This is a genomic window from Aeribacillus sp. FSL K6-2833, assembly GCF_037965815.1.
GTDB lineage: Bacteria > Bacillota > Bacilli > Bacillales > Aeribacillaceae > Aeribacillus > Aeribacillus composti.
The window spans coordinates 3169274-3182067 of sequence record NZ_CP150189.1; the positions used below are offsets into that span (position 1 = coordinate 3169274).

Sequence of the window (12794 nt, forward strand, 5' to 3'; positions counted from 1 at the left end):
GAAAAATTTCATTTTATGAAACTTTTTTCATGGTCATTTATAATAGAGCGTACAATAAATATGAAATCCGGAGTGATTCGATGTACAACTTTATGGCTAAATTATTAAACTTCATTGAATCTTCAACAGACCAAACAAAATCAGAAATCATTATTGCCGAATATATTTTGAGGAATGTGGAAAAAATCCCGAAAATGTCCATTTATGAATTAGCTGAAGCGTGCCATACATCACCTGCAACGATCACCCGATTTTGTCAGCGCTTTGAAAATATTACGTTTAAAGAGCTTAAAGAATATGCCAGATCATTTATTGAATTTAATGATACCGAAGTAGACTATCAAAACCTAAAAACGAAATTTAATCTAAAACAAATAAACGAATATTATGACGAATTACTTGCTTCTCTGAAGCAAACAGAGCAATTTCTCCGCTCAAAGGAAATCATTCAAGTTGTTCACGAAATTCATCACTCAAAAAAAGTTGCTTTTTTTGGGGTAACATTTTCGCATCTCATTGCAAGAAATGCACAATTCAAATTTATTCGTCTGGGCAAATATGCTACTGCGTACAGCAACCATGAAAATCAAATTTCCGAAGCAGAATCACTTACGCCCAGAGATTTAGCCGTTGTCATTTCTTTTTCCGGAGAAACAAGATTTATCGTTCAGCTAGTAAAGGTATTAAAGAAGAGAGGCATTCCTATCGTTGCGATTACAGGCAATGAAAAAGGCTATTTAGCACAGAATGCGAAACAAATCATCAAAGTGAGCAGCTGCAAACTAGAATCCTTTAAATCACCTATTTTGGAAGAAATCAATATGCTGAGTGTAATTAATTCCATTTATCTCGTTTACTCTATCGTTTTTAAAAATTCGGAAGGATATCAGACAAACAAAGGAGGCAGCTAAATGAATATTGTCGTAGCACCTGATTCTTTTAAAGGGAGTCTGACCTCTTCTCAAGCAGCAAATATTATGAAACAAGCAATACTTGACCTTCATTATGGTGATACAGTAAGAACAAAACCAATGGCTGACGGCGGAGAAGGAACAGTCGATGCATTGTTAGCCTCTTCAGCCGGGGATCGCATTGAGGTAACCTGTACAGGCCCCTTGGGCAAAAAAATAAAAACATATTATGCCATCCTCGAAAACAATACAGCTGCTATTGAAGTTGCCAATATCGCTGGGCTTGTCCAAGTGCCTCCTTCACAACGAAACCCGGATGTGACCACTACTTTCGGACTTGGCGAAGTGATGAAAGATGCATTGGATAAAGGCTGTAAATCGTTTATTATCGGGCTTGGCGGCAGTGCTACAAATGATGGGGGCCTTGGCTTTTTACAGGCGCTTGGCATGAAAGCTTGGGATAAAGAAGGAAAAGAAGCGGGGATTTTCGGAAAAGATTTATTGGAGGTCAATCAAGTAAGTTTCGACCGTTTGGATCCGAGATTGGAACATATTACAATAAAGGTTGCTTGTGATGTGGACAATCCGCTATGTGGTGAAAAAGGTGCCAGCGCAGTTTACGGACCGCAAAAAGGTGCCAGCAGCAAACAAATACCGATTTACGACGAAGCATTGGCCCGATTTGCTGCTCTTATTGAGAAGCAGCAAGGAAAAGTCTTCAATAACGTGAAAGGTGCAGGGGCAGCAGGAGGCTTGGGATTTGCATTCCTTGTACTAGGCGCAAAGCTTATATCCGGTGCTGAGCTTGTAGCAGAAGCTTCGAACTTGAAGGAAGCAATAGAGCAGGCGGATCTTGTCATTACAGGAGAAGGACAAAGCGATGAACAAACATTATACGGAAAAGCGCCCGGCTATATCGCTGATCTCGCTCAAACATACGGAGTTCCAACGATATTAATATCCGGCTCGCTTGCAGGCAATTTGGATGTGCTCCGCAGCAAATTTCACGGATGCTTTTCGATTATTACTAAACCATTGACGATTGAGGAATGTATGGATCAGGCAAAACAGCTATTGTACAACCAGACGAAGCAAGTGATGCATCTTATTCACTCTTTGAAGATATAATCGGATCCAGGTTTTCGCTTTTATAATCCATACGGGGAAATTTTTTTTTCGGATTTTTATGTTGAATACTGCAAAAATAACTTTCCCCTTATTCCATCTCAATTTTATCTAGAAGGTTGACCGGCAAATCTCCAAATTTCCACATTAGAGAGGCATCTAAGATCTGTTCAACATCTAAGATGCCTCTTTTGTAATGAAGGTAAAAGAAATAATAGATGTATTCCATTAAGCCCCGACAATATCTTCACAATTTTTTGTTAAATTATCGAATACAGATCATTTTCTTCACGATCATCCATGTTGTCTTTAAACAAGTCTACAATGCTTCGCACTTTTAAACGGTTCTTTCAACTTTTATTCCATAACTCCGTTTTTAACCCATATACTCTTCTTCTTGGTACTGCAAATGCTAAAGTTCTTTAATGATTTCGACTTCGATGTTAAACAACCGTTCCGTTAAACTATTTCCTTCCATTCCTTTTGGATTTTCGCGGAAAAACTCAAAATTGCCAAAAAGGTGAATGCGTATTAACTTCTCCAATCTAGTAAGTCTTTATATAAGCGTGTTCTGAACCCAGTTATTTGCCAAAACTTTGATGTCGAACGTCCTTTCTTGAAAAAACACGAGATTGACGACTTCCGGAATATCGACTTCAGTATCGAGTTTATCGGCTGATACAGCAATTTGCGTCAGAAAAATGATCAATTAACATTAGATACCAGTTGACGCTGTAATCAATAACCCTTGCAAATCCGTCCTTATTCTCAGAAAACAGTTGATCAAAGCGCTCACTATCCGTTCTGTATGATGATTTTCGCAAAAACAATCGTTTTCTGCCTTCAACTCGAATTTATGTTTTATTAAATTTTTCAGTACAGTATCAATTAATAAGTCCATTCGTTTAGTGCTTTTAACACTAAGGGGGTGAAAACATTTGTTGTGTGATATCCACAAAATTGATTTCTAGGGATAAATTCCTTCTTTGATCTAGCTGTGCCGATCTCTTCGCATGTCTAGAAAATGCACGAATAAATTGTCATCCGATTAAACGCTATGTGCAATCTCTTCACGCATCGTTCCGTTTTTAGCAAAATTTATATGCCATGAAAGAGCTTTTTCTAAAACATGTGGTGTATGCCCTCCTCTTGCAAGAGCTTCCTGATAATATTCACGAAGCTGGTCGCGATACATCGGATGGGCGCAGCGTTCGATAATCAGTTCCACACGCTCTCTTGGCGCCAAGCCCCGGAGATCCGCATACCCTTGTTCGGTGACGATGACATCGACGTCATGCTCCGTATGGTCAACATGGGAGACAAAAGGAACAATGCTTGATATGTTTCCGTCTTTCGCTATTGATTTTGTCACAAAAATCGCCAGGCGGGCATTTCTTGCAAAATCACCTGATCCGCCAATGCCGTTCATCATTTTCGTTCCAAGTATGTGGGTTGAATTGACATTGCCGTAGATGTCCACTTCCAATGCTGTGTTAATGGAAATCAAACCGAGCCGACGAATAATTTCAGGATGGTTGGAAATTTCCTGCGGTCTCAGCACTAAACGGTCGCGGTATTTCTTAAAATTCGAGAAAACCTCCTTCATTTTCGGCTCTGAAAGGGTAATCGAACAACAAGAGGCAAAACGGACTTTGCCAGCATCTATCAAATCAAAGACTGCATCCTGCAATACTTCAGAATACACCTCTAAATCCTCAAATTCTGAATCCAGCAAGCCATGAAGAACTGCATTGGCGACGGAACCGATGCCTGACTGCAGCGGGGCCAAACGTTCCGTTAACCGGCCGGCTTTAATTTCTTTACGCAAAAACTCTATCAAATGCTGCGCCATAATGACTGTTTCTTCATCCGGAGGCACAATTGTCGACGGTGAATCCAGCTGATTGGTAAATACAATTCCTTTTACCTTCTCGATATCAATCGGTATTCCGATCGTACCGATTCGATCATTCGATTTTGTCAGCGGAATCGGTTTTCTTTCCCCTTGTTTCTCAGGTTCATACAAATCATGCATTCCTACTAAATCTGCAGGCTGTGCCATATTAATCTCTATAATGATCGATTTTGCGTGCTGGGCAAATGTCAACGAGTTTCCAATGGAGGTTGTCGGAATAACCATTCCATCTCTTGTAATAGAAACCGCTTCCAAAATTGCAAAATCGATTGGACCCATAACATTTGAGCGCACTAATTCAGCAGTATGGGACAAATGCTGATCGACAAATAAAAATTCTCCCCGATTGATTCCTTTTCTCATCGTAGGATCTGCCTGAAAAGGAAGCCTCTTGCCTAAAATGCCAGCTTCAGTGAACATTTTATCGATATCAGAACCTAAAGAGGCTCCTGTATACACATTTACTTTAAACGATTCTCGCTCTGCACGTTTTACCAACGCATATGGAACCGCTTTCGCATCACCCGCGCGTGTAAATCCGCTTAACCCTAAAGTCATCCCGTCTTTGATCCATGATGCGGCTTCATCAGCTGTGACTATTCGATCGCGCAAACGCAAATCTTCAATCCTTTCCAATTTATGGTCCATTTCCCCATCATCTCCCCTTTAATGAATTTAAAATTTATTTTACCGATAAAAGTTAATGGGGCAAGGTTTTGGGGATAAGTGACCGAAAATTCAGATAAACAACTCAATTTCCATACTAAAACAGAACGATTTTTTAAAATCCAAGCAATTTTCGAAAATAACTGGAGTAGGACTGACTGACAGGAATTTTATCACCGTTATTCATCAACAGCAAAAAAGTTGAATGCGCATCAGGGTAGATCTCCTTAATATGGTTGACATTCACAATAAAAGCCCGATGACAGCGAATAAAATAGTCCTTTGGAAGCAAGTATTCAAATTCCTGGAGAGAGTATTTATGCGTTCCTGAGCATCCTTCAGTGTACACATAGGTCTTTTTATCTTTTGCTTCTAAATACGCAACTTTCGAAAAAGGAATAGGAACCCATCCATCATCAGTTTTGACGGTCACAACAGATTTTCCATCCGTCAAAGCAGGAAAAATCGCAGTGACGCATCCCTCAAGCTTTCCTTCCCAAAAAAACGGTACAGCCATCCCGTGATAAGGAACGCCAAACACATCGCGGTTAATAAACTCAGAAACCTTTTGTTTGGTGTGCAAAGCTTTATACGCAATCGTTCCTTTTCTCACCAAGTCTCCCGGTCTGATTTTCAAATCAATCCGTTTGCTCGGCCGGTAATAGATATATTCCTTAGTATTGGAAACAGCAATCGAAACTTCATCAGAAAACAATTCACCAATAACGTCTAAAATGGAAACTACTGAAATACGTTCCATTCTTCAACACCCTTCGTGATCTATAAATCTTCAAGATATTAATATTTTACATCTTTTTTCACCCTTTTTGGCATAGTTCTTATCGAATGCGACTAATATCGTCACCTTTTTCAAATAGTTTACGATAAAAAATACCCGAAATTTCTGTCTATTCAACTTAGTTTATCCTTTGTTCTCACTCTAACATTAGTTTAATAGCACCATAGTCACGAAATCCCGTAAATACCTATATCTTTGACGTTTCATAGCCTCTTTACTTGCGTGTCTGTAAGCACAAAGATTCGTTGTTTATCCTTATTTTTTTGACGAGACTTTCTTCAAATAATACCGTATTTATGTAGCTTTCTAAAAATCGATTTAATAGCACCGAAAAGAATATCCACGGTTACAGATGACGTATTAATGTACCGTCTAATTTGGTCAGTAGTAAGATCTCTAAAACCGACAACATCTATAAAATTTTTTCAAGGACTTCAATAATCGGTACTCGTTCGTCCTGGATAGCTTCCGTTTTGTAAATGATCTTAGCGTATTTTAATCCTTCTGCAACCGTCATATAATCGAGATTACATCTACAATCAGATAGTCTTGAAACTACCTTTCTAGCCTTTTTCGCATAATAAAAACCTCCAAAATTTTTCATTTTGGAGGCACGCGGTCTCTTTGATTCAGTGGGACGGAAACCTTGCGAAAATACGTTGTCCGTTTTTCGGTAGTTCCCGTCCGTTGAACGACTTCTAAATCGCTCAAACCCTTGTTGCTCTAGGCTTACGCGCTCGGAGGGACTCGAACCCCCGACGGACGTGGTACCGGAAACCACCGCTCTATCCAACTGAGCTACGAGCGCATTTTTCAAATGTCACGAATTATATTATAATCGAACCGAACAGTATATGCAAGAATAAATTTTGCTTAATTATCCATCGTGTCAAAATTGATTTGAAAAATTCATTTTTCATCGTTGTTTGAAAAATGAAAAATGAGGGTATGATGGTACATGTATTGATCTTATAAATAATTATATATAAAAGTTTTTTGTTTGACCTTTATTGACCTTTTATGTATGATGGAATAGAAATGACTTTAACTTTGATGCGAGGGAGGAAACATAATGAATTTAATACCGACTGTTATTGAACAGACAAACCGTGGTGAACGTGCTTACGATATTTATTCAAGATTGTTAAAAGACCGCATTATTATCCTTGGTACGCCAATTGATGATCATGTTGCAAACTCCATCGTTGCTCAGCTTCTTTTCTTGGCAGCGGAGGATCCTGAAAAAGATATTTCCCTTTACATTAACAGCCCGGGCGGATCAATTACTGCTGGCATGGCGATTTATGATACGATGCAATTTATTAAACCTGATGTATCCACGATGTGTATAGGAATGGCTGCTTCCATGGGAGCATTCTTATTGGCGGCAGGTGCAAAAGGAAAACGTTTTGCCCTTCCGAATAGTGAAGTAATGATCCATCAACCGTTAGGAGGCGCGCAAGGTCAGGCAACTGACATTGATATTGCAGCTAGACGAATTCTCTCTTTAAGAGATAAATTGAACAGAATTTTATCTGAAAACACTGGCCAGCCTCTTGAAGTAATTGAACGTGATACGGACCGCGACAATTTCATGTCAGCTGAACGTGCAAAAGAATATGGGTTGATTGACAAAGTTTTAACAAAATAAAAGCTGCCTCAAATAGGAAGACAATAAAAAATTAAACATATCAAGCAGACAGTATAAAAATAAACCTCTGCTTCATACCTTCACGCTTTTGAATGAGGAGCAAATGTCAAGAATGATCTTGACAGCAGCTCCTCATTCGACTTTTTGGCCGGAATCGTCAGCTTGACGTTTTCGAAAAGCCGTTAACTGCCGATATTGCTTTAATCTAAGCCCAAAATGCGGATCGAGCCGGATGAAGGATTAAATATGCTTTCGGAGAGCCTGTGTAAACCGTATTTTGCTGAAGTTTTTTTCTGGACACCTGCTGGCAAAAACAAGTGTTATAATCGATTTTTTCATGTTATAAAAGGGCTAGAATCTCTCATTATCCGTTCAGCTGTAAGTCATTCGAACCATATCAAAGCACGTTTGTTTTTTCTTGAATGTTGATCGCAGATTTATGAAAAAATAGTATTTACACCAAATATATTGCTCGGATTCGCCCCGCTCTTTCGCAATGCTTTGAATCCAAAAGTTCCAGTTAAGAACCTTCACGAAGCTCTCTCCCAACATAAGATTTATCACAACTTTTCTATTAACGCACCCGAAGCCATTTCGTCTTCATATCAGTTTTAGCAAAAATAAAGCCCTCTTGTGGCTGACAGCGGTTGTTTCCTGCTTTCTCCCACAAGAGAGGCAATATCCATCCATTGATGAATTTTGTGGCAATTTTTTTGTGTGTTCACATTAATTTTCGTTTTGAATGTAGTTGATAAGCGCTTCTAATGCTTCTTCCTCATCGTTTCCTTCTGCGATCAATGTGATCTCAGAGCCGCTGTTAATAGCTAAGCTCATCAACCCCATGATGCTTTTGGCGTTTACTTTCTTTCCGTCTTTTTCGATAAAAATGTCAGATGAAAACCTGTTGGCTTCCTGAACAAACAATGCAGCCGGTCGTGCCTGCAAACCGGTTTTTAACCGAACTTCCACTTTTTTCTCAACCATATTAATCCCTCTCTTCTTAAAATTTATTTAAATGAAATCGTTTTGCCAGCCCGCAATTTTTCAGCGATTTCATCGATTTTTCTTAATCGGTGGTTGATTCCCGATTTGCTGATTTTCCCGCTGGACACCATTTCACCTAGTTCCTTCAATGTCACATCTTGATACATAACCCGTAATTCTGCAATTTCCCTCAGCTTTTCAGGTAAGGCGCTTAATCCGATCTTTTCATCAATGAATTTTATATTTTCTACCTGCCGTAAAGCAGCTCCAATGGTTTTATTTAAATTTGCTGTTTCGCAATTGACAAGGCGGTTCACTGAATTTCTCATATCACGAACGATTCGGACATCTTCAAAACGCAGTAGAGCTTGATGGGCACCGATCAATGTCAAAAATTCCCCAATTTTTTCAGCTTCCTTTAAGTAAGTAATATATCCTTTTTTCCGTTCCAGTGTTTTTGCATTTAAATAAAACGTATTCATCAAGCTGCATAGCGAATCGTTATGTTCCTTATATAACGACGAGATTTCCAAATGGTATGAAGAAGTTTCCGGGTTGTTGACGGATCCGCCCGCTAAAAACGCACCGCGCATATACGACCGCTTGCAGCACTTTTTTTTCACAAGGTCTAAAGAGATTTGATGGTTATACATAAAATCCTTTCCTAAAATTCGCAAATCCTCCAAAATCTCTTTTACTTGTTCATTCATTCTAACTATATAGACGTTATTCTTTTTTAATCGCATCTTTTTTCGTACAAGCAGCTTGATCGGAACGTCATATTTTTTTTTGATCAGCATGTAAATGCGTCTTGCAATCGCTGCGTTTTCCGTCTGCACATCCAAAAGCAATTCCCGGTTGGAAAATGACACAGTTCCGTTCATTCGGATGAGCGCGGACAACTCTGCTTTTAAACAACATTGTTTTACTTCCAGTGTTGTCAGTTCTTTTTTCGTCTCTGAAGCAAACGACATGTTTCCATTACCGCCCTTTCCGATTACGTTTCTTCCAGAAGCAAATTTTTTAAGATGTTTGCCACTTTATTCGTATCATGTCGAATAACATGTTGATCGAAGGAGACCATGTTGTCCTGCACTACTCGAAGTCCCATATCTTTTAGCGCCTCTGCATCGACTTGGACAGGAAAAGCTGATTCTTTCGCGTAGCGTTTTTGTATGTATTCGGGAATAGATCCGTTGTTCACGAGGATCACATCAATGAACGGACAGTTTAAATGATCGTAAAGAGCCTTCACATGATCGCTCGCTGTATAGTTTAGCGTCTCCCCTGGCTGAGTCATGACATTGCATATATATATTTTTTTGGCCGAGGACTTGCAAACCTCCTCGCCAATTTTCGGAACGAGCAAATTCGGTAAAATGCTTGTATAAAGACTTCCAGGCCCTAAAATGATCATATGTGCCTGTCTGATGACATCGATCGTTTCTTGAAGAGGTTTTACATTTTTCGGGGTTAAAAACACCTTTTTAATTTTTTTTCCTGAAAAAGGGATTTTCGATTCCCCTTTCACAACAGATCCATCTTCCATCTCCGCATTTAATACAACGCTCTGGTTCGCTGCAGGCAAAACAGTACCGCGAACATTTAATACTTTACTCATTTCCCGAATGGCGTGCATAAAGTCACCGGTGATATTGGTCATCGCTGCAAGTATTAAATTGCCGAGAGAATGGCCAATCAAATCGTTCCCTTTTTTAAAACGATGCTGGAAAAGTTCCTCGATTAGCGGTTCCACATCGGAAAGAGCAGCTAACACGTTGCGAATGTCGCCCGGCGGGGGAATGTTCAGTTCATCACGAAGTCTACCGGAGCTGCCGCCATCATCTGCAACTGTTACAATGGCCGTGATATCAAAAGGGAGCAGCTTTAAGCCTCGAAGCAGAACAGATAATCCGGTTCCTCCTCCAATAATGACGATTTTCTTTTTATCCATAGTTATCGATAGTTTCTCCTTTCAATATCACGATGGGATACATGCACTTTGTAGTTTTTGCGGAAAAAATCCCCTAAATATTCAGCCAGAGTCACCGAGCGATGCTGCCCGCCAGTGCAACCGATTGCAATGACTACTTGACTTTTTCCTTCCCTTTGAAAATGAGGGATCATAAATGAGAGTAAATCTGTCAGCTTCTCTAAAAATTTAGATGTCTCTGTCCATTTTAAAACATATGATGAAACTTCTTCGTCAAGCCCCGTCTTAGGGCGCATATGATCAATATAATACGGGTTGGGCAAAAATCTCACGTCAAACACTAAGTCCGCGTCAATCGGCAAACCATATTTAAATCCAAATGATAAAACGTTCAACGTAAAGGTTTGATCGCCATTTTCTGCGAACTGTTTTAAAATTTTTTCTCTTAATTCTCTTGGCTTTAAGTTGGATGTATCATATACAATTTGCGCACGTCCCTTTAATTCCTCCAGCATTTCCCGTTCAAGGCGGATCCCCTCAAGCGGAAGACCTTTTGGAGCTAATGGATGGGTTCTTCTCGTCTCTTTATACCGGTTGACTAATACTTGATCATGTGCATCAAGAAACAAAATTTGCGGTGCGATCCACGGGATATCATTGATTTCTTCAATTGCCTGATGGAAAGATTCAAAAAATTCCCTTCCCCTCAAATCCATAACTACAGCTACTTTGTTCATTTTCGTTCTCGATTCTTTCATAAGCTCTAAAAACTTGGACAAAAGAGTAGGTGGAAGATTATCGACGCAAAAATATCCAAGATCTTCAAAGCTTTGAATCGCAACCGTCTTACCTGCCCCGGACATCCCCGTAATAATAACCATCTTAATATTTGAAGTTTCACTCATCATTCAAAGCCCCCCGTTTTTTCAAAAGAAAAATATTCAGTAACAGATATTGAATAGGAAATATCGGGATTTATTTTTTTGATCTGATAGCTTTTTGATCAAGGATGAGAAGAGTCAATCATAAATTTATTTAGCGGAAATTTTGAAACTGGCATGTATATCCTCTTCTCTGAACCTTGGCTTCGATTTTCTTGCAGCTGAAGTTTTCTTTATTGTGGATCGAGCCGATAAGACAAAAGCTCATAATCAGGTGTATAGATGAATGTTCCATACATGATTCCTGACCCTTTAATCATATATTCAATAATGTGGTAGTCGCCCGCAGCCATCGGCAACTGTTTAATTTCATCAATCGAGTGCCATTTCAGCTTTCCTTCCTCAGTTTCCAAAACATTTTCCCCGTTAAATTGTGTTGCGAAAAATGTAAACATCATCCATTCTTGAACAACCTTATCTCCATCTTTGACAATGATCGTGAAAATCCCTTTAATTTTTGGATTTATTAAATAAATTCCAGTTTCTTCTCTAAATTCTCTTACAACAGATTCTTTTATCGATTCCCCTTGCTCCATTTTCCCTCCAGGGGCTACCCACCAATTCCGGCGCGGTTTTTGAAGCAAGAGCAGCTGACCTTCATGAACAAGAACACAATTTGTAACCCTTTGCAAAGCAAGTTCACCCCTAGGTTGCGGTACATAAAAAATATTTATTCCTTTTATTATACAATTAAATGCTATAGTGTCTCAATGCGCATGCTTTCCTACTTTATCATACGTTTTTTCTCTTTTAAAGGTTTCAAAAGAAAAGGTGCAACAAAAAAAGGAGCATGGGAAGGGTTGCCCATGCTCAAAAGTATATATTATAAAAGGGGGTCAATTACTACTTTTATAGTAACTGAATTTTATTTCATTGATGTTACAGCACAATTAAATCATAGTTACGATTTTGTTAACAATTTTAGGCATTTTTTAATTTCTCTTTTAATTCTTCAATATAATGTTGAGCACTTTGGGCAGCAATGCTTCCGTCGCCAGTTGCAGTTACAATTTGCCGCAAAGATTTTTCCCGAATATCTCCTGCCGCAAAGATGCCGGGAATTTTCGTTTCCATGTTTTCATTTGTTTCAATATATCCTGCTTCATTCGTAATTCCGAGATTTTCAAAAGGTTTGGACAGCGGCACCATGCCAATGTATACAAATACACCGTCTATCTCTTTTTCTGTTTCTTCATTTGTTATCGTATTTACGAGCGTGACTTTGCCAACCTTCCCGTCGACTTCATGAATTTCTTTTACTGTATGATTCCAAATAAAATCAATCTTTTCATTATCAAAGGCGCGCTGCTGCAATATTTTTTGGGCGCGCAATTGATCGCGGCGATGAACGATTGTCACACTGTTCGCAAAGCGGGTTAAATAAACTCCTTCCTCGACAGCAGAGTCTCCGCCGCCGACAACAATCAAATCTTTTCCTTTAAAGAATGCTCCGTCGCATACAGCACAATAAGAGACGCCTCGTCCGCCCAGTTCTTTCTCTCCAGGCACGCCGAGCTTTTTATATTCGGCCCCTGTAGCGATAATCACTGCTCTTGCTTTATATTCTTTGTTGCCTGTTTTGACGATTTTATATTCGCCTTCATCGACAATTTCCTTCACATCTCCATATTCGTATTCAGCACCAAATTTTTTAGCATGTTCAAACATTTTATTTGATAGCTCTGGACCTAAAATATGATCAAATCCAGGATAGTTTTCAACATCTTCCGTATTGGCCATTTGCCCTCCAGGCACGCCTCTTTCTATCATTAAAGTAGAAAGGTTGGCGCGGGATGTGTAAACAGCAGCTGTCAATCCTGCAGGTCCTGCTCCGGCAATGATACAATCATAAATTTTTTCTTCAGACAC

The 12794-nt window shown here is 39.3% G+C and carries 12 protein-coding genes, 1 tRNA gene and 1 pseudogene; 3 read left to right on the forward strand and 11 right to left on the reverse strand.

Features of this window, described 5'->3' with window-relative positions; translation table 11 throughout:
• Nucleotides 1–80: 80 nt before the first annotated feature.
• Together NSQ94_RS15415 and NSQ94_RS15420 are read left to right on the forward strand one after the other, a co-directional pair.
• Nucleotides 81–911: a MurR/RpiR family transcriptional regulator gene (locus NSQ94_RS15415; RefSeq protein ID WP_327847918.1), complete on the forward strand. Its 831-nt coding sequence runs from the start codon at nucleotides 81–83 to the stop codon at nucleotides 909–911.
• Nucleotides 912–2039 carry a glycerate kinase gene (locus tag NSQ94_RS15420; RefSeq protein ID WP_339229615.1) on the forward strand — a complete coding sequence of 376 codons (1128 nt, stop codon included), beginning with the start codon at nucleotides 912–914 and terminating at the stop codon, nucleotides 2037–2039.
• Nucleotides 2040–2451: 412 nt separating this feature from the next.
• Here the strand turns inward: NSQ94_RS15420 and NSQ94_RS15425 are convergent.
• The 5 genes and pseudogenes from NSQ94_RS15425 to NSQ94_RS15445 form a co-directional block, all read right to left on the reverse strand.
• A pseudogene (locus NSQ94_RS15425) lies at nucleotides 2452–2948 on the reverse strand (DEAD/DEAH box helicase); the annotation flags it as partial.
• A gap of 136 nt (nucleotides 2949–3084) precedes the next feature.
• Complete coding sequence (locus NSQ94_RS15430; RefSeq protein WP_339229617.1) at nucleotides 3085–4599, reverse strand: acetyl-CoA hydrolase/transferase family protein; 1515 nt, start codon at nucleotides 4597–4599, stop codon at nucleotides 3085–3087.
• A gap of 133 nt (nucleotides 4600–4732) precedes the next feature.
• A complete protein-coding gene (locus NSQ94_RS15435; protein WP_066249117.1) occupies nucleotides 4733–5377 on the reverse strand; it encodes a LytTR family DNA-binding domain-containing protein in 645 nt (214 codons plus the stop codon).
• A 451-nt stretch (nucleotides 5378–5828) separates the two neighbouring features.
• On the reverse strand, nucleotides 5829–6020 hold the full coding sequence (locus NSQ94_RS15440; protein ID WP_339194373.1) for a hypothetical protein: 192 nt from the start codon (nucleotides 6018–6020) through the stop codon (nucleotides 5829–5831).
• 128 nt (nucleotides 6021–6148) lie between these two features.
• Nucleotides 6149–6224 (reverse strand) — tRNA-Arg (locus NSQ94_RS15445).
• A 264-nt stretch (nucleotides 6225–6488) separates the two neighbouring features.
• Here NSQ94_RS15445 and clpP point away from each other — a divergent pair.
• Nucleotides 6489–7067 carry an ATP-dependent Clp endopeptidase proteolytic subunit ClpP gene (gene clpP / locus NSQ94_RS15450; protein WP_063389160.1) on the forward strand — a complete coding sequence of 193 codons (579 nt, stop codon included), beginning with the start codon at nucleotides 6489–6491 and terminating at the stop codon, nucleotides 7065–7067.
• A 726-nt stretch (nucleotides 7068–7793) separates the two neighbouring features.
• Here the strand turns inward: clpP and NSQ94_RS15455 are convergent.
• The 6 genes from NSQ94_RS15455 to trxB all read right to left on the reverse strand — a co-directional run bounded on the left by NSQ94_RS15455 (nucleotide 7794) and on the right by trxB (nucleotide 12794).
• A complete protein-coding gene (locus NSQ94_RS15455) occupies nucleotides 7794–8051 on the reverse strand; it encodes an HPr family phosphocarrier protein (protein WP_063389161.1) in 258 nt (85 codons plus the stop codon).
• Nucleotides 8052–8074: 23 nt separating this feature from the next.
• The gene (gene whiA, locus NSQ94_RS15460; RefSeq protein ID WP_063389162.1) at nucleotides 8075–9025 is read right to left on the reverse strand and encodes a DNA-binding protein WhiA; all 951 of its coding nucleotides are present in this window, start codon (nucleotides 9023–9025) and stop codon (nucleotides 8075–8077) included.
• A gap of 23 nt (nucleotides 9026–9048) precedes the next feature.
• Nucleotides 9049–10005 (reverse strand): YvcK family protein, encoded by a 957-nt coding sequence (locus NSQ94_RS15465; protein ID WP_339194370.1) that lies wholly within the window; start codon nucleotides 10003–10005, stop codon nucleotides 9049–9051.
• Between the two features lie 2 nt (nucleotides 10006–10007).
• On the reverse strand, nucleotides 10008–10892 hold the full coding sequence (rapZ, locus tag NSQ94_RS15470) for an RNase adapter RapZ (RefSeq protein WP_186439301.1): 885 nt from the start codon (nucleotides 10890–10892) through the stop codon (nucleotides 10008–10010).
• A gap of 206 nt (nucleotides 10893–11098) precedes the next feature.
• Nucleotides 11099–11557 (reverse strand): 8-oxo-dGTP diphosphatase, encoded by a 459-nt coding sequence (locus tag NSQ94_RS15475; RefSeq protein ID WP_063389164.1) that lies wholly within the window; start codon nucleotides 11555–11557, stop codon nucleotides 11099–11101.
• Between the two features lie 289 nt (nucleotides 11558–11846).
• Nucleotides 11847–12794: a thioredoxin-disulfide reductase gene (gene trxB, locus NSQ94_RS15480; protein WP_063389165.1), complete on the reverse strand. Its 948-nt coding sequence runs from the start codon at nucleotides 12792–12794 to the stop codon at nucleotides 11847–11849.